The organism is Thermoproteota archaeon, from assembly GCA_030130125.1.
Classification (GTDB): domain Archaea; phylum Korarchaeota; class Korarchaeia; order Korarchaeales; family Korarchaeaceae; genus Korarchaeum.
Genome location: JARZZM010000001.1, coordinates 51,782 through 70,867, shown reverse-complemented (window position 1 = coordinate 70,867; position 19,086 = coordinate 51,782). Strand labels below are relative to the sequence as shown.

General features: G+C 53.8%; 20 protein-coding genes. 12 read left to right on the top strand and 8 right to left on the bottom strand.

Annotation, left to right across the window (positions count from 1 at the left end; genetic code table 11):
- Positions 1 to 35 precede the first annotated feature (35 nt).
- The 8 genes from QI197_00395 (at position 36) to QI197_00360 (ending at position 7,506) form a co-directional block, all read left to right on the top strand.
- The gene (locus QI197_00395) at positions 36 to 380 is read left to right on the top strand and encodes a hypothetical protein (protein MDK2371838.1); all 345 of its coding nucleotides are present in this window, start codon (positions 36 to 38) and stop codon (positions 378 to 380) included.
- A complete protein-coding gene (locus QI197_00390) occupies positions 373 to 1,239 on the top strand; it encodes a pyridoxal-phosphate dependent enzyme (GenBank protein MDK2371837.1) in 867 nt (288 codons plus the stop codon). Before QI197_00395 ends, QI197_00390 begins: the two co-directional genes overlap by 8 nt.
- A gap of 73 nt (positions 1,240 to 1,312) precedes the next feature.
- Positions 1,313 to 2,200 (top strand): DUF4349 domain-containing protein, encoded by an 888-nt coding sequence (locus tag QI197_00385; protein ID MDK2371836.1) that lies wholly within the window; start codon positions 1,313 to 1,315, stop codon positions 2,198 to 2,200.
- Between the two features lie 417 nt (positions 2,201 to 2,617).
- Positions 2,618 to 3,955 (top strand): ABC transporter substrate-binding protein, encoded by a 1,338-nt coding sequence (locus QI197_00380; GenBank protein MDK2371835.1) that lies wholly within the window; start codon positions 2,618 to 2,620, stop codon positions 3,953 to 3,955.
- Between the two features lie 32 nt (positions 3,956 to 3,987).
- Entirely contained in the window at positions 3,988 to 4,746 is a 759-nt protein-coding gene (locus tag QI197_00375; protein ID MDK2371834.1) for an ABC transporter ATP-binding protein, read from the top strand.
- Positions 4,747 to 4,748: 2 nt separating this feature from the next.
- Positions 4,749 to 5,468, top strand: a complete 720-nt coding sequence (locus QI197_00370; GenBank protein ID MDK2371833.1) for an ABC transporter ATP-binding protein — start codon at positions 4,749 to 4,751, stop codon at positions 5,466 to 5,468.
- A 15-nt stretch (positions 5,469 to 5,483) separates the two neighbouring features.
- Positions 5,484 to 6,413, top strand: a complete 930-nt coding sequence (locus QI197_00365; GenBank protein ID MDK2371832.1) for a branched-chain amino acid ABC transporter permease — start codon at positions 5,484 to 5,486, stop codon at positions 6,411 to 6,413.
- Between the two features lies 1 nt (position 6,414).
- Positions 6,415 to 7,506 carry a branched-chain amino acid ABC transporter permease gene (locus QI197_00360; GenBank protein ID MDK2371831.1) on the top strand — a complete coding sequence of 364 codons (1,092 nt, stop codon included), beginning with the start codon at positions 6,415 to 6,417 and terminating at the stop codon, positions 7,504 to 7,506.
- Here the strand turns inward: QI197_00360 and QI197_00355 are convergent.
- The 3 genes from QI197_00355 to amrS all read right to left on the bottom strand — a co-directional run bounded on the left by QI197_00355 (position 7,496) and on the right by amrS (position 11,565).
- Positions 7,496 to 8,431: a hypothetical protein gene (locus tag QI197_00355; GenBank protein MDK2371830.1), complete on the bottom strand. Its 936-nt coding sequence runs from the start codon at positions 8,429 to 8,431 to the stop codon at positions 7,496 to 7,498. The two genes, QI197_00360 and QI197_00355, sit on opposite strands and share 11 nt — an antisense overlap.
- A gap of 57 nt (positions 8,432 to 8,488) precedes the next feature.
- Positions 8,489 to 10,393 carry a KamA family radical SAM protein gene (locus QI197_00350; GenBank protein MDK2371829.1) on the bottom strand — a complete coding sequence of 635 codons (1,905 nt, stop codon included), beginning with the start codon at positions 10,391 to 10,393 and terminating at the stop codon, positions 8,489 to 8,491.
- Between the two features lie 86 nt (positions 10,394 to 10,479).
- Positions 10,480 to 11,565 carry an AmmeMemoRadiSam system radical SAM enzyme gene (amrS, locus tag QI197_00345; protein ID MDK2371828.1) on the bottom strand — a complete coding sequence of 362 codons (1,086 nt, stop codon included), beginning with the start codon at positions 11,563 to 11,565 and terminating at the stop codon, positions 10,480 to 10,482.
- Between the two features lie 100 nt (positions 11,566 to 11,665).
- On the opposite strand from amrS, the gene QI197_00340 reads away from it, so the two are divergent.
- On the top strand, positions 11,666 to 12,787 hold the full coding sequence (locus QI197_00340; GenBank protein ID MDK2371827.1) for a dipeptide epimerase: 1,122 nt from the start codon (positions 11,666 to 11,668) through the stop codon (positions 12,785 to 12,787).
- Here the strand turns inward: QI197_00340 and QI197_00335 are convergent.
- Positions 12,775 to 13,341, bottom strand: a complete 567-nt coding sequence (locus QI197_00335; GenBank protein MDK2371826.1) for a hypothetical protein — start codon at positions 13,339 to 13,341, stop codon at positions 12,775 to 12,777. The genes QI197_00340 and QI197_00335 overlap by 13 nt on opposite strands.
- A 125-nt stretch (positions 13,342 to 13,466) precedes the next feature.
- Here QI197_00335 and lysA point away from each other — a divergent pair, with 125 nt between their 5' ends.
- Entirely contained in the window at positions 13,467 to 14,621 is a 1,155-nt protein-coding gene (gene lysA, locus QI197_00330; protein ID MDK2371825.1) for a diaminopimelate decarboxylase, read from the top strand.
- A 2-nt stretch (positions 14,622 to 14,623) separates the two neighbouring features.
- Here the strand turns inward: lysA and QI197_00325 are convergent, their stop codons facing one another.
- The gene (locus tag QI197_00325; protein MDK2371824.1) at positions 14,624 to 14,959 is read right to left on the bottom strand and encodes a hypothetical protein; all 336 of its coding nucleotides are present in this window, start codon (positions 14,957 to 14,959) and stop codon (positions 14,624 to 14,626) included.
- A 73-nt stretch (positions 14,960 to 15,032) separates the two neighbouring features.
- Between QI197_00325 and QI197_00320 the strand changes: the two genes are divergently transcribed.
- Positions 15,033 to 15,659, top strand: coding sequence for a PhoU domain-containing protein (locus QI197_00320; GenBank protein MDK2371823.1), 627 nt, complete (start codon positions 15,033 to 15,035; stop codon positions 15,657 to 15,659).
- Between the two features lie 40 nt (positions 15,660 to 15,699).
- Positions 15,700 to 16,980 carry an aspartate aminotransferase family protein gene (locus QI197_00315; GenBank protein MDK2371822.1) on the top strand — a complete coding sequence of 427 codons (1,281 nt, stop codon included), beginning with the start codon at positions 15,700 to 15,702 and terminating at the stop codon, positions 16,978 to 16,980.
- Here QI197_00315 and QI197_00310 read toward each other — a convergent pair.
- Genes QI197_00310 through QI197_00300 form a run of 3 tightly spaced genes read right to left on the bottom strand, consistent with a single transcriptional unit; the run spans position 16,958 to position 19,084 of the window.
- The gene (locus QI197_00310) at positions 16,958 to 17,110 is read right to left on the bottom strand and encodes a hypothetical protein (protein ID MDK2371821.1); all 153 of its coding nucleotides are present in this window, start codon (positions 17,108 to 17,110) and stop codon (positions 16,958 to 16,960) included. The genes QI197_00315 and QI197_00310 overlap by 23 nt on opposite strands.
- Complete coding sequence (locus tag QI197_00305) at positions 17,103 to 18,095, bottom strand: ABC transporter ATP-binding protein (protein ID MDK2371820.1); 993 nt, start codon at positions 18,093 to 18,095, stop codon at positions 17,103 to 17,105. Before QI197_00305 ends, QI197_00310 begins: the two co-directional genes overlap by 8 nt.
- The gene (locus QI197_00300) at positions 18,095 to 19,084 is read right to left on the bottom strand and encodes an ABC transporter ATP-binding protein (protein ID MDK2371819.1); all 990 of its coding nucleotides are present in this window, start codon (positions 19,082 to 19,084) and stop codon (positions 18,095 to 18,097) included. Before QI197_00300 ends, QI197_00305 begins: the two co-directional genes overlap by 1 nt.
- Positions 19,085 to 19,086 lie beyond the last annotated feature (2 nt).

The following is a 19,086-nucleotide window of genomic DNA, read 5'->3' as shown; positions in this document are numbered from 1 at the left end:
TCTGCTGATGCACCCCCGATAATACCCTCTTATTGATGGCCCGGGGCGTGTATGAAACCAATCTGCCACTGGGAATAAAGGTCTTGGAAGGTGAACAGGCCCAAATTACCTCAAGTGCTCCTGTTACCGCCAAAACCACAGGAGCTGCTGGTCCCTCGACTACTACCAAATCCAGAACTGGAGCAGCTAAGTCGGGGTATCCCAGTCGCCGAAATAACGACTACAGAGACAGGAGGAGAAGGGTTAGTGCTCTACTCGTAGCCATTCCGCTCTTTGTGATCCTAGCGCTAATTGCCATATTCGTTCTGAGGAGGCTGGAGATCCACCTTCCCTTTTATTTTTCCGCCCGTATCATATCGACATGGACCTGTTATGGCTGAACTCTGGGAGCAGATCGGAAACACCCCGGTTGTTGAGGTGGATGGCATCCTATTCAAGCTTGAGTACCTGAATCCAGGAGGTAGTCACAAGGACAGGATGGCCGTGTCCATGCTCTTAGATCTTGTTGACAGGAGGGGGAGAGTGGGAGCAATAGTAGAGGCCACAAGTGGGAGTACAGGTGTTGCTCTATCCCTTTACGGTAAATTGATGGGATTTGAGGTCTACATAGTGGCTAAGGAAACTGCCAGCCCCGTTAAGATATCCCTAATGAGGAGGTTAGGTGCTCACGTCACCCTCTGCCCCAACGTCCCTCCTGATGATCCTAGAAGTATATTCTCCGTCGCCGAGAGGATACAGAGGGAAAGAGATGCTCACTTCCTCATGCAGGACTCAAATCCTGCGAACCCTCGGGGACAGGAGAGCATGGCCCGGGAGATAATTGAACAGATCGGGAAGATAGATGTCTTCGTCATGGGGGTAGGAACTGGTGGGACGATCACGGGCGTCGGCCGTATACTCAAGGAGGAGTATGATACCAGAATAATTGCAGTTACGCCGGTAGGTTCGGAGATCGCCAAGAAGTTCGGGATAGAGGGGGAGTTTAGAGGTGAGATCGATGGTTACGACTCCTTCCACATACCCGAGAACCTAGACCTGTCTATAGTGGATGAAGTGAGGGCTGTCAGTCCTGATGAGGCTATCTTATGGGCGAGGAGGTTAGTGGAGAGGGGGGTGCTCGGAGGAATGTCAACAGGTGCTCACTACAAGGTAGCTAAGGAGGTGTTGAAGGAGTACGGGGGGAGGGTCCTGACCGTTGCGGCCGATCACCTCTTGTTCCATCCAAATATACTGGAATAGAATGGTTCAATCCTCATCGAACCTTTCCCCCTCCTTTTTTAGGTTGGATGAGTTGCCTATGTTTGGGGGCTACATGAATAAGAGGTATTTGGTGGCGGTGTTAACCTTTCTCACGCTGATCGTGGCGGGATATATCTACTATCCGGAAACAGAGAGGGAATTCCCAAGAGTAAGGACCAGAGAAATGTTAGAAGGGAAAGGTGGCTATGGTTCCGTGACTCCCCAGCCAGAGACAGTCAGAACGACTGCTATCGCTGGGGAGTACGACAAGTCCTCTGCTGGGACCGATTTCATCCCAGGAACTTTTGAGGTCGGTAGAGAGATCTCTATCACGGTTTCCATGGTTTTAGAAGTAGAGGATGTGAGGAATGCGGCAAATAAGGTGGCACAATTGGCCTACTCGCTTGGTGGTTACGTTAAGCACTCCAGTGTGACTAAGGACAGGGGGTATCTCACCATCAAGGTACCTAAGAGCAACTTAAACGCTGCGATCCCTCAGTTGAGGTCCTTGGGTGAGGTGAAACTGGAGGAGATAAACACAGTAGATCTGACGGATGCTATCGTTGACCTGGAGGCTAGGTTGAGGAACGCTAGGTCGGAGGAGCAGAGGTTACTGGATCTTTTGAACAGGGCGGAGAATGTGAGGGATATACTCGAGATAGAGGATCGCCTCTCAGCTGTCAGGGAGAGAATAGAGAGGCTGGAGGCGATGAGAGAGAGCATGAGTAAGAGGGTGGACTACGCCACCGTTAACGTGGATCTCCAGAAGAGAGGGGCTGGTACGAAGGAAAAGAGCTTCTGGGATAAGGTAATCGAGGATGCGGGCAGGGCCCTGATGGGCTCCATATATATCTTGGTAGTCGGGACCGCTTTCCTAGCGATACCCTTACTAGTCGCGTCCTTGGCTTGGATCGGTTACAAAAGGCTTAAATCTCACACTAATCAAGCGGAGACTCCCTGATCCTTTGTGTAAAAATAATACAAGCGAGTAATGAAACTATTTTTACCTAAGGGAGAGGGACTCTCCCAGACCCCCTAAAGCATCGTCAACATGTCGTAAATTGGAGCCCCTTCCAATTTCGCCTTGGCGTATGTATACGAGACAATTAACATTAGTTCTGAAGGGAATTAGGGTATTACAGTACCCTGAAGGTCCTACCATGGAAACAGCCGTTCTGGGACTTAATGACGTCGTCTCCAAGTCGCTGATGAAGATGTAAACGTAATTTTTGAATGGGGGGGTCTCTTCAATTTATTTTAATCCGTTTATAGGAGGAGCCTGCTTATGGCCTCATTCATACTTTTACCGTAAATTTTAAGAGTATCAGAATGGGGGATACCGCTAGGCTCCCTAAGAAGCCCTGTAAGGGGTGAGTAAATGAGTTCGAAAGCGTGGGGAGTAATTTCTATTGCCCTCTTCATCATAGGAATCCTGTTGGGCTACGTGGCCGCCCCTGGTAAGGTGAGCGTCTCCACCACCACCGTCACCGTGGGCGGTGCCGGCGCCCAGACTATCACCAAGACAGTCACCGTGACGGGAACTGCTGCAGCGCCTGAGCAGAAGGAATATGTGATCGGATTGGCCATCGCTGTCACCGGAGGTTACGCGGTGGACGGTCCTAGGAGGAGAAACGCGGCAATCCTAGCCATAGAGGAGATAAACGCCATGCTGGAGGAGGCTGGATCCCCTGTCAGACTCAAGTACATCCACGAGGACACCAAGACCTCCGCCGAGGGTGCTATAGCCGCCTATGAGAAGCTTGCATCCGCTGGCGTGCAGATGGTCGTCGGTCCTCTCGCCACCAGCGAGTGCAAGGCCATTCTCGACTACGCCAAGTCCCACCACATGACCGCCATAAGCCCAAGCAGCACCGGAACTGCTGCCATGGTGAAGAACGATTACTGCTTCAGGATGCCGTCCCCTGACAAGTACCAAGGTCCCGCTCTGGCCAAAATAATATGGGACCAGGGAATCAAGAAGCTGGTCATAATGGCTAGGAGCGACGATTACGGCAAGGGCCTCGCCGATTTGATAGAGGAGAACTTCAAGAAACTGGGTGGTCAAGTCGTTAAGATAATATATGACCACACCCAGCCTGACCTCTCTGCTGATGTGGAGAGGGCTAGCGCAGCCGTGGCTGACTTCGGAGCCGATGCTGAGACTGGCGTCGTCATAATAGCCTTCGACGATGACGGAATAAAGATCCTCGAGGCTGCTAGGCTCGACCCGACGCTCAGCAAGGTCAGGTGGTTCGGACCTGACTCCATGAAGAGGGCCACCTTCCTGCCTCCCAAGGCCAAGGAGGACATAGCCAAGTTCCTGCAGAGCGTGCACTTCATGGCCACTACTCCGGCAGTGGGATCCAAGGAAAACCCGTTAGTGAAGGAGTTCATAGAGAAGTACACCAAGAGGTTCGGTGAGTCTCCTGAGGCCAGCACCTATGCGTTCTATGCTTATGATGCCGCCTGGGTCGCTGGCTTAACCGTACTAGTGGCCCACAAGTACGACGGCAGGGTCTTCCAGAAACTGGTGCCTTACATAAGCAAACACTTCTACGGAGTGACCGGATGGAAGCTGCTCGACGAGTACGGTGACGCTGCAGTGCCTATATACGACATAGTGGCCCCAAGGGTCGTGGATGGTCAGTGGACCTTCAAGACCATAGGTAAGTACGATGGAACTACCAAGGCCACGACCTTCTACGAACAGCCCTGAACCTTCTCCCCTCCTCCCTTTTTGGTGATAATATGACTGCTATCCTACAGGTTAGAGATGTTGCTAAGTATTTTGGTGGTATTAGAGCCGTTGACGGCGTCACTTTTGACTTGAATGAGGGTCAGATAGTTGGTCTGATTGGACCTAATGGGTCCGGGAAGACCACGCTTATCAACGTGATATCGGGCGTCTACAAGCCTAACAGGGGGAAGGTCTTCTTCAGGGGAGAGGACATAACAGGGCTGGATCCATGGGACATCTACCATAAGGGAGTGGTCAGAAGCTTTCAGGTGCCGAGGCTATTTGAGAAGATGCTCGTCGTTGAAAATGTAATGGTGGCCCACAGGAATCAAAGGGGTGAGAACCCGATTATCGCTCCCTTCCACCACCTATGGAGGGAGCAAGAATTGGATTACGCTAGGAAATCCTTGGAGACGATAAGGGAGTTTGGTCTCTCTAGGGTGAGGAACAACTGGGCCACAGAGCTGAGTGGCGGACAGATGAAGCTCGTTGAGATCACTAGGTCCATGATGTCCGAGCCTAGGGTTCTCCTATTGGATGAGCCCGCGGCCGGTGTAGCTCCCAAGCTGGCTAGGGAGATCTTCAGCCACATAGTCAGGATAAGGGACGAGTATGGGTTGACATTCCTGATAATAGAGCACAGGCTAGATATTCTGTTCGATTATGTGGAGAGGGTTCTAGTGATGAATTACGGAGAGCTAATATACGACGGGGATCCTGACGGCGTTTACAAAGACCCTAGGGTGATAGACGCCTATCTAGGTGAGTGAAAATGGTTGAGTACATTGTGGAGACCCGGAATCTAACTGCTGGTTATGGGAAGGCCGTAATTATTCAAGACGTAGACTTCAAAGCCGAGAAGGGTAAGATCACGGCCATAGTTGGACCAAACGGGTCTGGGAAATCTACCTTCCTCAAAACACTCTTCGGCCTGACTAGGGTGTTCAACGGAAGTGTGATATTCAATGGAGAGGAAATCACGAAGCTCCCGCCTGAGGTGAGGGCTAGAAAAGGTCTGGGATTCGTGTTTCAGGTGAATAACGTATTTCCCAACCTGACAGTCAGGGAGAACTTGGAAATGGGCGCCTATGCTAGGAAGGACAAGGAGGAGATAAGAAAAGATATGGAGGAGATCCTCGACATATTCCCCATTCTCAGGGAGAGGCAGAAGCAGAAAGCTGGCTCCCTGAGCGGTGGAGAGAGGCAGATGCTTGCCATGGCGATGGCCCTGATGGGCAGGCCTACCTTACTCCTCTTGGATGAGCCAGCTGCAGCTCTAGCTCCCAAGGTGGTCACTCAGATCTTCATGAAGATAAGGGACATAGTCGATACGGGTGTCACGGTCATCTTGGTCGAGCAGCACGCGAAGAGGGCGTTGAGCTTCTGCGACATGGGCTACGTGTTCTCCAGTGGTAGGATAGTGATGAAGGGCCCAGGAAAGGATCTTCTAGCGGACGAGAAGTTCGTTGAGGCATTTTTGGGTAAGAAGTGATTAGGAGGTGACGTTATGGATCTGTCGGTTCCGTTGATGAACTCCCTGACCCTAGGGAGCTTGTACACCCTCATGGCCTTGGGCCTCACCATGTCCTTCTCGGTCACGAAGATAGCGAATTTCGCTCACGCCGAGCTGGTCACTATCGGAGGATACGTCACGGCCCTGCTCGTGAACTGGATGGGATACGGACTGGGAGAGTCCTTGATAGCTGCCTTCTTCGCCTCCGCCTTGCTTGCGGTCGCGATGGACGAGGGAGTCTTCAAGCCCATGATCAAGAGGGGATCGAGGCCGCTCTTCCTCTTAGTCGCCAGTATTGGCATAGGTCTGCTGGTCAGGTACATCCTATTCATTTACGCGGATCTCAATGCGGTGATTACCGTACAAGCGAAGGCGAATGTCCAGCTGATAGGGAGGTTCGGTAGAGCGGGCATAACAACCATACACCTATGGGTGTTCCCCATCACCATAGCGAGCGTCGTGCTCCTGCACCTTATGTTCCACTACACCAAGCCAGGGAAGGCTCTGAGGGCCATGGCCGACAATGAGGACCTTGCTAGGGTCTCTGGAGTTAAGATATACACGCTCAGGAGGCTCATGTGGTTCATCGCGGGTGGGATAACCGGTATAGCTGGCGGACTCTGGTCAGCCTACTCCGTGATAACCCCCGAAATAGGATGGTACGCCTTGCTGAGGATATTCGCGGCTTCCATACTTGGAGGGCTGGTCAGCTTCTGGGGGACTATAGCTGGAGGTCTGATAGTCGGTTTCGCTGAGAACTTCGGCATCACCTTCATGAACACGTACTTCCACGTGAGCACGGCCTACAGGCCGTTGATATCCTTCGTAATACTCGTCATAGTCCTGCTGCTCAAGCCGACGGGCTTCGCCGGTATCGATGTGATCGGGTGGATAAAGGAGAAGATGAGCAAGGGAGGTGAATGATGTGCAGATAGAGTTCCTATTGTCGTACGTACCCATCTTCACATCCTTCGTTGTGCTGTTCGCCATCTACCTTATAGCTGCGCTAAGCCTGAACATGGAGTACGGCTACGGCGGGATACCCAATTTTGGCCACGTATTCTTCATATCGGTTGGAGCCTACATGGCTGGCGTCCTCACGGCTAGGGTGGTGGATTACATAGCCGGGATTAAAGCAGGATACTGTTCAGGGCAAGCATCCGTGCTGAGGACTGAGTACCTGAGCTCTCATCCAGCCGAAGCCATAGGTCTCTTTGTGGCCTCTCTCGTGCTGGGAGCTTTCGTGGGAGGTCTGTTCGGATATGCCGCATCCTATCCCGCGCTGAGGCTGAAGGAGGATTTCCTAGCGATAACCCTCATATTCATAGGAGACATGGGGAGGATCATAGCCAGAAACGAGGAGGGGATCGTTTGCGCCCTTACCGGCCTCACCGGGATAGCTAATCCTCTCTCATTCATAAAGGACGTGCACATGAGGAGCCTCGCTTACACGGTGGTCGTGGTAGCCTTCGCAGTCTTGGCGTACGTGTATGTGCAGAGATTGGCCAAATCCCCGTTCGGAAGGCTGCTCAAATCGGTGAGGGACGATGACCTTGCAGCGATGGCTCTAGGCAAGGTGGTACCTAGGGTGAGGGGAGAGGTGATGATCATAGGAAGCGCCCTAGCAGCAATAGCTGGTGTCCTCAGGACCTTCTACATACAGGGAGTAGTTGCTGACGACTTCCAGCCTCTGATAACCTTCTTGGTCCTCACCATGGTGATACTGGGTGGCATGGCCAACAACAAGGGAGTGATCGTGGGAACCCTGATAATGACCGCCTTGGACCAGTTCATCTCGCCGTCTTTCCTGAGCCTCTTGGGAATAAGGGTTGAGTTCGACGTGACCTACATGAAATATATCATAATAGGGCTGATAATAATCTTCGTCCTGATGTTCAGGCCACAGGGCGCCATACCGGAGGGTCCGGTAGAGACACCAGCCTTAGAGCTCTCCAAATCTAGCGAGTGGGACGTGGGAGAGGAGCTGAAAATAGAGGAGGAAGTTTCTAAGAAGTAACTCGTTTCTCTCCCGCCTTCCTCCTCTTTTTGAGTGAGAACGCGAGTACCGCGAACACCAGTACCATTACGAGATAGATTATCCACTGATTCAACCCCTGCTCGGGGATATTGACCTCAACCACGTATCCAGTTTGCTTTATCCCAATTATGTTGGTAATATAGTAGGTGGTGAATCTGGGTTCTTTCACTGTGACGTAAACTGTCGAGTTATATGGAAGGCCGTCCTCGGTCCAACCGGAGAGAAGCACCTTATAACAAGGGAACAGACCAGCTGGAGTCTGAACATTCTCCAGGGAGAGCACCTTCACCTCGAAGTCTCCGTACCTCCTCGCGTAACCCTCCTTCAGCCTGATGGATGACAGGTCGACGTATGGTTCCGTTAGCCTCTCGGGAACAAAAGGCAGTACCTTCGAGAGATTCTTGCTGCTCACCCTGAACTTCTCAGTCTTTCCACCTGATTCCTTGATCACGAGTCCCTCACTGAGAAGCACATCATAGTTCTCCCTTTTCTCACCTATCAGACTTATCAAAGATCTGTGAGGAAATACCTCTTCGTCCTCCCACCAATAGGTTATCTCGACCCTCGTGTAGGACGAGTTGAATTCCTGTGGGATGTACAGGACCTCTTCCAGGGGTCTTCCCCTCTCGTCGTAGCAGAACTCGGAAGTGGAGTTTATCCCCCTGTAGAAGAAGCTTCCGGAGGCGTTAACGGAGAGACTAACTTTGACCAGTTTACATCTCCTGCCCTGGGAGGAAGACCAGTCCAAGACCTCGTAGGTCTTGTTACCGACGTAAACTCCTCCCAACTTGTATGTAAGCTTGGATCCTACGGGTAGCTCGGCTATCGCTATGGGTTGCGCTAAGGTGTGCGCGAGGGGAGTCAGAAATAATGAGATGAGAGCTATGGCTAGGATTTTCCTCATACCACTAGCCTGAGGCGATTCCATCAAAAATGTTAGGGAAAATAGGGAGGGGGAGGATCAGTAGTAGTACCAGATGCTCTCGTACTCCTTTATGTCCTCCCCGACCTCCTTAAGCCTCATCAGGTAGTCGTAGATGGGGACATCCACGTAGGGCCAAGGATCAACCGGAGCTATGCCCTTCTCCCACGGATGCCACACATATATCCTGCTTCCAGTCTCCGGCATTATGGCTATGAGTTCACGATCCTGCCAAGCCCTTATGTGGTTCTTTCCAAGAGCAGGGACGTTAAACACCGGTTCGTCGGTCCTGTACTGACCGGGCAGGAGCCTAGCCTCCTCCTTCCTCTCCTGAGCTAACCTCGCGACGGGAACGAGGAAGTCCCTCTGCTCGAACTTGCCCTTCGGATAGAAGTTGTAGTACGGATCTATACCTATTATCTTGAGGGCTATCCTAGTGAGGACATACTGGAACCTCCTAGATGTGGCGAACTGGTATACCTGCTGGTTGTACACGTAGATGTCGTGGTCTCTTAGGGTCTTCACGGCTTGAGCCATGTACGGGGTGACCTCCTCTGCGCTCTCCACGTGGGTGACGAACATCACGTTCCTCTTGTTGGGTTCTATGAAGCTGCTCAGCATCTCAGCATATTCTTTGGTTATCCTCATGGGGACGGTGACTACTATCCTGCTCCCTACTCTTATGCTCTTTATATGGTCGATCTCGGCGAGGCGGCTCATTATGTACTCCATATACTTGTCGTTTAGGACAGCCGGATCGCCGCCGGTGAGGAGCACATCCATCATGGACTCATGGTTGGCGAACCACTCTATGGCCTTGTCTATTAGGGCCTTCGGCGGTATGCCCACCGGACTGAAGGCCTCCTCTATCTCCCAGTTCCTCTGGCAGTAGACGCATATCTGCGGACACGTGTCGGCCACCTTCAATATGGCTATCATCGGATACCTCCTAGTAACGAGCTCCAGCGGGGAGGTATCGTGCTCCTTCATGAAGTCGAATACGTAGTTCCTGTCCTGCCTGTGCTTGATCATCTCTTCGAGGTACCACCTTGGCGGGATCACCTGAGCCCTGACCTGGGGATCCCACTTCCTGTCGGCCCTCTCGAAGTCGAAGAGGTGCAGGTAGTATGGGGTGATGCCGAAGGGTATCCTGTTCTCTATGGCCATCTTTATGTTCTCGACGTCCTCCTCTGTCAGGGGAACCAGTTCCTTCAGCATGTCCACATGCTCCAGCCTCTTGAACACATGTTTGAAGTGCCACTTGTAGTCCATCCAGTCGTCTCTAGTGGCTCCGAAGTAGTCGAGGATCTTCTGGATGTTCTGCTCCCTCTTCTCTATGACTTTGGGATCTAGGCCGAAGGTGAACCTGCCAAAATACTGCTTCACCAGCTTGGCCACTTCATCGAGGTACTCAGACCTGAGGATGGCGCCCTCCCTTCCGCCTATCCTCAGGAACTCGTGGACTATCCTGGCCTTCTCCTCGCCCAAGAGATCGTGGATCCATCCCTTGGCGTAGTTAGAGTTCCCGTGGATGGCCTTGAAAAGGTACTTGAACTCGAGGATGAAGCCCATGCTTACCCTGTCGAGGAGCCTCTCTCCTTCCTTCGCTAGCCGCCACAGATACTCCAAGGTGCTGAAGGTGGCTATCTTCTCATTCTCTGGTGAGATTATGTTCCTGAAGTTCTTTATGGCCTCCAATGCAAGCCAGTAATCGATCCTATGAAGCTTTATCCTGCCTACCCTGAGCTCCCATTCGAGCGATGCCAAGTAGTCATAGATTTTCTTCCTTGCCTCCTCTAGATCAGTGCTCTCCTCTAGTAGCTTTTTAATCTGCTCTCCTTCCTTCCACATCTCGTTCAGAGCCTGTACCTTCTCCTCAAAAGGCGCGTCCTTCCAAGGGATCTTCCCCAATATATCGACGCCGGCCTCCACGATTGTCTCCAAGGATCTCACCGGCCGCCGGACATTAAGGGTATTGCTTAAAAAGGCTTTCGGTGAAACCCGTGTCAACTGGCAAAATGATCAACCGATCATAAGTAACCGAGCCAGCCCCCGGATTCGGTGCAAGGACCCACTATGGGTATGGATTCGCCGCATTCAGGGCACCTCGAGTTCTCAGAAAGATTGCACTTTTCTATGGTAAATCCGTATCTTCTTATCAGTAGAGTGCCGCACCTTGGACAATAGGTGTTCTCGTCTGGATCGCCCGGGACATTCCCTGAGTAAACGAATTTAACACCCTCATCCCTAGCTATCCTGATAGCTCTCTTTATGGTCTCGATCGGGGTCGGGGGTAGGTTCTTCATCCTGAAATGCGGGTAGAAACGTGAGAAGTGAACAGGAGTGTCGTCTCCGACCTCCTGAACTATCCACCTAGTGAAGGCCCTGATCTCCTCCTCCCCATCATTTAGGGTGGGTATTATGAGGTAAGTCACCTCAACATGCTTTCCAGCCCTCTTAAGAGCGAGTACAGTGTCCAAGACGGGCTTCAGGAACGGGGCCTTGGTCACCTTCCTGTAGAAGTCGTCGGTGAATGCCTTGACATCCACATTGGCGGCATCTATCAGGGGGATTAACCTCTCCCTAGCCTCCTCACTCCAGTAACCGTTGGTCACGCTGAGAGTTGCGAGACCGAAGTCCTTGGCCAGCTTGGCCGCGTCGACGACCCATTCCATGCTCACTATGGTGGGCTCGTTGTAGGTGAAGGCTATGCTTGATGCTCCAAGCTCCACAGCTTCCCTGACAGCCTCCTCTGGGGGCAGGTCTCTGAGGTAGCGGAAGCTCTCGGGATCTGACTGGCTTATCACCCAGTTCTGACAGTGTTCGCAGAAGAGATTGCAGCCCACCGTGCCTATGCTGTAGGCATAGCTGCCCGGCATGAAGTGGAAGAAGGGCTTCTTCTCTATGGGATCCATGGCCACGCTGCTGACCTTAGAGTAGTTCACCTCGCAGAGCGTACCGTCCACATTGAGCTTTGTCTTGCACAGGCCGTACATTCCCGGTGGGATTATGCACTTCCTTGGGCAGGCCAGGCACCTAACCCTTCCATCTCCTAGAGGCTCTTGAAGCTCGGCCACCACATGATACGGATTATCATCGGGACACTTCTTGGCCATCAATGAATCGGGAAGTTCGCGGGATTAAAGGTTCTCCTACGGGAAAGTTGACGGAGCGGGTAACTTTATCCCTAACGAGCGTGATTCCTCAGGGGGTCTCATGTCCATCAAGAGGATAGAGGTCTATACCGTCGATCTTCCCTACTTACAGCCGTTTACCATCTCGCTGGGCACTTCCACGAGCAGCACGGATGTAGTTGTAAAGGTACTCGATGATGAGGGCAGAGTTGGGTGGGGCGAGGCCTCACCAGCGAGGAGGATAATCGGTGAGAGCGAGCACACCATAGTAGCTGCCATGCACACCCTAGCCCCGGCGGTGATAGGGGAGGACCCAATGGATGTCGAGAGAATAGAGGAGAAGATGGACAAGGCAATCTTGGGTAACAATTCAGCGAAATTCGCCCTAGAAACGGCTGTCTTCGATCTCAAGGGGAAGATCCTCGGAGTCACGGTGAGGGACCTGCTGGGCGGGTACAGGGACAGGGTCGAGACGGACTTCACCATAGGGATAAAGAGCCCGGAGGAGATGGCCGAGGAGGCTCTGAGGATAGTTGAGAGGGGGTTCAGGGTCATCAAGCTCAAGGTGGGAACCGGAGTGGAGGAGGATGTGGCCAGGGTCAGGGCGGTGAGGGACGCTGTGGGGAAGGACATAAGGCTGAGGATAGACGCTAATCAGGGATGGACCGTCAAAGAGGCCATGAGGGCCCTCACCGAGATGGACAGGTACGACTTGGAGCTGGCGGAGCAGCCCGTTAGGTGGGATGACCTCGAGGGCATGGCCGTTCTCACAAGTATGAGCCCAATCCCGATAATGGCTGACGAGTCCGTGCACACCCCTGAGGACGCGCTCGAAGTTGTGGAGATGGGAGCCGCCGACTACATCAACATAAAGCTGACGAAGGCGGGAGGCCTCCTCAAGGCTAGGAGGATAGCTGCGATAAGCGAGGCGGCAGGTATACCCAACATGATAGGGTGCATGATGGAGGGAGGGGTCAGTATAACCGCTGGAGTCCACTTCGCTGCGGCCACGAGGAACTTGGTAACGACGGATCTGGACTCCGACATATCGCTCAAGGAGGACTTCGTCGAGGGTGGAGCCGGTTACGAGGACGGGTACAGGACAGTGCCGGATGGGCCCGGGTTGGGTAATCTCAAGGTGAAGGAGGAGAAGCTCAAGCTGAAGGCAGTTTTCGAGGAGGGAGGTAAGGTTCAGGCCCTCTGAACCTTCTGTATAGCCTCGTAGATGGCCCTCTTAATCGCCTGAACTGCTTCCCTCCCCAAGTCCCCTCCCTTTCCCGCCATGATCTCGAAGTACCAAGAGTGACCGTACCACAGCACTAGGGTCTGATTGGTGCCTTGGTACTGCAAGAAGCCTCCCTCGTTGGTAACCAAGTACCTCACATTCTCCTCAGGGAGGTTCTCCTTCAGGGAGTTCAGGGCCCTTCCGCCAAACTGAACCGAGTACTGCGGATCTGGAAGTTTGGCCACAACGAATGCCACGAAGGTATTGTTCTTGTAAGCTCCAACGTAGTAGAAGGCCGTGCTCCCCAGCGGGAAGTCCAACCCAGTTCCCAAGCTCGCTACGGGCTGACCCCCGAAGAAGACGAAATTGGAGATGTTCATGTTGGAGGTTATGTTCTCGAGAGGCGTGTCTGCTGGGGGGAGGGGCCACTCCTCACCCCCCAAGGGGGAGGGTGGGGAGCTCATGCTGATCACTCCGATAAGCATGATGGCGGCCATGATCACTGGTGCTATGACCTTGACGTTGAGTCTCAATGGACCACCGGGGGAGGGGTTCCCCACCAACATATAAAGGGTGAAGTGTCGGTGTGGACGAGGCGTGTCGACGGATCAGGATAATTAACGGGTACAGGTACGTTTCTGTGCCGTAGGGTGAGCCCTTGAGAGTATCCGGGATCGATGTTAGAGATGTGGTGGAGGAGTTCGGGACCCCCATTTACCTGCTAGACATGGACAGGATTAGAGAGAATTTCCTGAGGTTGAATGACGCTCTGAAATGCCCCCATACGATTGCATACGCATACAAGGCCAATCACGAGCCGGAGCTCGTGAGGATGCTCTCCTCCTTAGGTTCTGGAGCCACCGTTCCCTCCGGTTACGGCGTGATGCTCGCCAGATGGGCTGGTGTCCCCCCTGAGAAGGTGGTACTCGTGGGTCCGAGCCCCTCAAGGCAGGACCTCGCGGAAGCGGCTAGCTATGGAGCCACCGTCTCACTCGAGAGCGAATCCGAGGCTAGAACCCTTAGAGATGTGGGAGGAGTGGATGTCATGGTGAGGGTGAACCCCGGACTGGGAGCTGGGGCTCATCCGAGCCTCGTGACGGCGGGGCCAGGAACGAAGTTCGGTCTCCCCCCTGAAAGGGCCCTCTCACTCCTCAGGTCCTTGAGAGGTGATATGAATACGAGGGGGTTTCACACACACGTGGGGAGTCAGATAATGAGCGTTGAACCCTTTATCAACGCGTTGGATGTGCTCCGATCCCTAGTTGAGCAGTTCGGTGGGGTGGAGGTGCTTGATCTGGGAGGCGGTTTGGGCATATCCTATGAAGGGTCGGGAGAGTTCCCCCTAGGAGAGTACGCTGAAATCGTGTGTGAGGCGTCTAGGGAGTTAGGGGTTCACATATTCGTGGAATCCGGCAGGTACATAGTTGGAGACGCGGGTTATCTCGTTGCTAGGGTGAACTACGTAAAGGAGATAGGTGGGAGAAAGTGGGTTTTGCTGGATGCTGGAATGAACGACCTCCTCAGGCCCGCGCTCTATGGAGCCAAACATAGGATTCTGGTGGAGTCCGAGGGTCCTGAGGAGAAAGTGCTGATCGCCGGTCCTGTCTGCGAGTCAGCGGACTTCTTCGGCGAGTACGACCTGCCGAGAGTCAGGGAGGGGGACCTCGTGGTAATTGCCGATGTCGGGGCCTACGGGTTCTCCATGGCCAGCAGATACAACCTCAGACCGTTACCAGCGGTCGTCGCCCTTGAGGGCGGCAGATACAGGCTACTGAGGGAGAGGGAAAGCTTCGGTAGGGCCATATTCGGCTAGCTCTAACCCCTCCTTCCCAGAGCCATGGCCAGGAAGGCCAACCCCATCAGTATGAGGAACATCCCTCCCAACTTATCCCAAGGTATCTCGAAGCCCAGAAGCAGCGATGCCCCACCCAAGATGAAGCCCAAGCCCACCAAAGTAAGTGCCACCGAGCCCCAAGGCTCCTTCCTCAGGTCCATCCCCTTCTCCCTAGGTTTGAGGTAGGCCATGGCCAAGAACCCCACCCCCATCCCCACGAAGAGCCCGGCAGCTATGTTCCCGAGCAGATAACCTACGCCCATTCCTATGAACATGAAGGCCACAAATACTAAGCCAGAAGATCCCTCCTCGCTCATATCGATCCCCTACCTGAGCATGCGGAAACATAATAAAATCGGGCGGGTAAGTTCGTCCAAGGGATATGTGAAAATGGCGTTACTGGATGCCGAGATAAAATCCGCCTTCTCCGAGGTCGTCAAGTCGAGCGAGTTATCCCTCTCACTAACCAAGAAGTGCGTCGAGGCCTTCCTAGGCAGAGCAGATCCTACTACCGTCTTGGAGGAGGTTGATAGGGGAGCCCAGATCCTGTCCTTCACCCACGGACAGTTAAGAATCAAGATAAGTGAGATCCTAGCCAGGTTCCAGCCTATGGCGTCGGACCTGAGAACCCTCATATCCCTCATGGAGATAAGTTACGGGCTGGTCAGGCTTGGCAGGTACGCTAGGAACATAGCCCAGACCCTAGTCCTGTTCAGGGACATGAGCCAATGCGACATCCAACTCGTGGTTGAGCCAGCTGAGATAACTGAGACCATGGTGAAGGAGGCCCTGAAGGCGGTGGAGACTAGGGATATAGAGTTGGCCAAGAAGGTTATGGAGATGGATGACAAGGTGGATGGGGCCTACGAGTCTTACCTGAGAGAAAGAGTCCTGACTGGTGTTGAGAAGGTCCCAGCTTGCGCTGTGGCCATGACACTCATCCTCAGATACCTCGAGAGGATGGCGGACCACGCGGTCCAGATAGCTGAGGAGGCCATCTACATGGCCGGAGGCTGAATCCCTTCAAGGTATTTAGGAATGAGGATCGCGTATCCTTATGCTGGAAGATTTCTACCCGAGGGTATTCAAGTGCCCTCCCTCCTTTCCAATCGTCGTCGAAAGAGGGTTTAAGGCGGAAATATGGACGAGAGAAGGGAGGAGGTTCTTGGATTTCAGCGGGGCAGCTACCTCCCTCGGTCAAGCCCACCCCAAAGTAGTGTCGAAAGTGAAGGAGGGGGTGGGGAAGATAACGGGTTTCTCAGGTTTACTGGCCCCGAACGAGCCTTTCTTGGAGCTCGGGGAGGAACTCAGGTCTCTCGTTCCCGTCGAGAATGCTTCCATAGCGTATGCCACCACTGGAAGCGAGGCGAGTGATTTCGCTATTCAGCTGGCCAAGTTCGTCACCGGAAGGCAGGTCATCCTCTCCTTTTACGGTGCCTATCACGGGCTCACTGGATATGCTCTGCAATCCTCTCCCACGGAGGGGATGAGGCGGGTCGCACCTCGGACCTCTGAAGCTGTGTATGCGCCCTACCCTAACTGTTTCAGATGTCCTCTAAAGGCTGATAACTGCGAGGAGTGCTCTCATGCCGTACTGAACTTCATAGAGGAGGAGGTCCTCGGTAGGGCCGTGGAACCCGAGGACTTGGCTGGGATCATAGTGGAACCGCTCCAGTCTCATGGGGGTATACTATTCCCACCCTCCAGCTTCTTCAGGGGTCTCAGGGGGATTGCGGAGAGGACAGGCGCTCTACTCATAGTCGACGAGGTCTACACGGGTTTCGGAAGGACGGGTAGGTGGTTCGGGATAGAGCATCACGGAGTGGAGCCCGACATCGTGGTCATGGGCAAGGGAATAGCAGGTGGTCTTCCCCTAGCGGCTATTGCCTTCAGGGGCGATCTCGTGGAGGAGTGGTATCTGTGTAGCGGCGGCAGCCTCGGCACATACGCTGGCCACTACTTGGGAGTTTTGGCCGCCTTAGCGACTATAGAGGCGATCAGAGAGGAAAATCTCTTGGAAAATGCCCTGAGAAGAGGAGAAGAGATGATGAGAGGGTTGAGGGAGTTCGTCAGCAGATACGATCATGTAGCCGATGCCCGGGGGATCGGATGCGTGCAGGGAATTGAGATACTGGAGGGTGGGAGGCCCTCGAAGAGATTAGCGTCTGAGCTGAAGGACGCCCTCTTCAGAAACGGCTTGCTGGCCATAACCGTGGGCAGGCATCACAATGTGATCAAGCTGACGCCACCGATAACGATAACGGCTGAACAGGTGGAGGAGGCCCTCTCCATAATCGAAAAGTCGTTGGAGGAGGTCAGCCGAAGAGCTGAACGATGAAGTACGAGAGGATCACCATTAGGATCCCTATCAGAATGAGGGGGAGGAGGTTTGTGGTTAAGAGGGCGATCACGAAGGCTAAGTAATCCTTCCACTCGAGCTCAACCTCCTCATCCCCATCCTCAGGCATTTAACACTTCCACCTCCCTCAACTCATCCCAGAAGTGACACGCCACCCAATGGCCTGGCTCCACCTCCCTCAGAGGTGGTTCCTCCCTCTCGCAGATCTCCTCGGCGAACGGGCACCTAGTGTGGAACCTGCAGCCTGAGGGCGGGTGCAGGGGACTTGGTATCTCTCCCCTGAGGGTCATCTTCCTCTTCTTCTTGGCCAGCTTAGGGTCGGGTATTGGGATGGCCGATATCAGGGCCTTCGTGTAGGGATGAAGCGGTTTCTCGAAGAGTTCCTGCGAGGAAGCTACCTCCATGAGCTTCCCGAGGTACATCACGCCGATCCTGTTGCTCATGTGCTGTACTACTGCCAAGTTGTGGCTTATCAGCAGGAAGGTGAGGTCGAACTGTTCCTTGAGATCGCTCAGCAGGTTGAGTATCTTAGCCTGAACGCTCACATCCAAGGCAGAGGTAGGTTCATCGAGCACCATGAACTTGGGCCTCAGGATCAGGGCCCTAGCTATGACTATTCTCTGCCTTTGCCCTCCCGAGAACTCGTGCGGGTACCTGTCCATGTGCTCTACATTCAGTCCCACCAGCTTGAGTATCTCCGCTACCCTTTTCCTCACCTCCGTATCGCTGGCCCCCTCGTGTATGATCAGGGGTTCACCAACTATGTCCTTCACCCTCTTCCTCGGATGAAGGGCCTTATACGGGTCCTGGAAGACTATCTGCATCTCCCTCCTCAGGGGAATGAGTTCCTTGCCCGAGAGATCGGTTATGTCCCTCCCATCGAAGATTATCCTACCACCAGTGGGCTCGGTCAGCTTGAGGACCGTCCTGCCCAAGGTCGTCTTACCGCTTCCCGACTCGCCCACCAGGCCGAAGATCTCTCCCTTCTCTATGGATATGGAGACCCCGTCTACCGCCTTCACGTGACCGATCACCCTCATCATCACGCCACCGCGGACGGGGAAGTACTTCCTGAGATCCTGAACCTCCAGCATCATTTGGACGCACCCCCGAACAGGAAGCAGGCCACCTTATGCCCCGGTTCTACCTCTATCAGCTTGGGCACCTCCTTGTCGCACGGTTCGAATCTCTTCGGGCAGCGAGGATGGAACCTGCAGCCCGAGGGCGGATTTATCAGGGGGGGTATCTCCCCTTCCATCGAGAAGAGCTTCCCCCTGTATCTAGGCTTGGGTATGGATTTCAGCAGCCCCTGGGTATAGGGATGTAGGGGATTCTCGAATATCGTTTCAGTGTCGGCCACCTCCACTATTCTACCGGCGTACATCACCGCGATCCTGTCGCTTATCTCCGCAGCTAGGGCCATGTCGTGGGTTATGTAGATGACGCTGGTTCCCATCTCATCTATCAGCTCGCGAAAGAGATCCATTATCTGGGCCTGTATGGTCACATCCAGAGCGGAGGTAGGTTCGTCGGCTATGAGCAGCTTCGGCTTCAGGGCGAGCGCCATCGATATCACGACCCTCTGAGCCATTCCCCCGCTGAGCTCGTGGGGATAGCTCTTGTACACCCTTCCGGGGTCGGGGAGGCCCACCCTCCTGAATATCTCTAGGACTCTCTCCCTCGCCTCCTTCTTGGAGATCTCCTCGTGCACTAGGAAGGACTCGGCCACCTGATCACCCACCTGCATGACCGGGTTCAGGGCGGCCTTCGGCTCTTGGAAAATCATTGAGATATCTCTCCCCCTTATCTTCAGGATCTCCTTGAGGGGCAGCTTGAGCAGGTCTCTCCCCTGAAATATTATCTCCCCTCCGGTGATCTCGGCGTTTTGCTCCAGTAACCTGAGTATACTGAGGCCCGTCACCGTCTTGCCGCTGCCAGTCTCCCCCACGAGACCCAAGACCTCGCCATGTCCCACCTCCAAGTTGACGCCATCTATGGCCTTGACTATGCCTCTCAGGGTGTGGAATTGAACGTACAGATCCCTGATCTCCAAGAGATTCTCTCCTTTCCCGTTGCCGCTCACTC

Excerpts from the sequence above, each read along its gene's own strand:
- amrS (MDK2371828.1), bottom strand. The coding sequence starts at position 11,565 with ATGGCCAAGAAGTGTCCCGATGATAATCCGTATCATGTGGTGGCCGAG.
- QI197_00380 (MDK2371835.1), top strand. The coding sequence starts at position 2,618 with ATGAGTTCGAAAGCGTGGGGAGTAATTTCTATTGCCCTCTTCATCATA.
- QI197_00370 (MDK2371833.1), top strand. The coding sequence starts at position 4,749 with ATGGTTGAGTACATTGTGGAGACCCGGAATCTAACTGCTGGTTATGGG.
- QI197_00325 (MDK2371824.1), bottom strand. The coding sequence starts at position 14,959 with ATGAGCGAGGAGGGATCTTCTGGCTTAGTATTTGTGGCCTTCATGTTC.
- QI197_00315 (MDK2371822.1), top strand. The coding sequence starts at position 15,700 with ATGCTGGAAGATTTCTACCCGAGGGTATTCAAGTGCCCTCCCTCCTTT.
- QI197_00310 (MDK2371821.1), bottom strand. The coding sequence starts at position 17,110 with ATGCCTGAGGATGGGGATGAGGAGGTTGAGCTCGAGTGGAAGGATTAC.
- QI197_00395 (MDK2371838.1), top strand. The coding sequence starts at position 36 with ATGGCCCGGGGCGTGTATGAAACCAATCTGCCACTGGGAATAAAGGTC.
- QI197_00305 (MDK2371820.1), bottom strand. The coding sequence starts at position 18,095 with ATGCTGGAGGTTCAGGATCTCAGGAAGTACTTCCCCGTCCGCGGTGGC.
- QI197_00365 (MDK2371832.1), top strand. The coding sequence starts at position 5,484 with ATGGATCTGTCGGTTCCGTTGATGAACTCCCTGACCCTAGGGAGCTTG.
- QI197_00320 (MDK2371823.1), top strand. The coding sequence starts at position 15,033 with ATGGCGTTACTGGATGCCGAGATAAAATCCGCCTTCTCCGAGGTCGTC.
- QI197_00340 (MDK2371827.1), top strand. The coding sequence starts at position 11,666 with ATGTCCATCAAGAGGATAGAGGTCTATACCGTCGATCTTCCCTACTTA.
- QI197_00390 (MDK2371837.1), top strand. The coding sequence starts at position 373 with ATGGCTGAACTCTGGGAGCAGATCGGAAACACCCCGGTTGTTGAGGTG.
- QI197_00375 (MDK2371834.1), top strand. The coding sequence starts at position 3,988 with ATGACTGCTATCCTACAGGTTAGAGATGTTGCTAAGTATTTTGGTGGT.
- QI197_00385 (MDK2371836.1), top strand. The coding sequence starts at position 1,313 with ATGAATAAGAGGTATTTGGTGGCGGTGTTAACCTTTCTCACGCTGATC.
- QI197_00355 (MDK2371830.1), bottom strand. The coding sequence starts at position 8,431 with ATGAGGAAAATCCTAGCCATAGCTCTCATCTCATTATTTCTGACTCCC.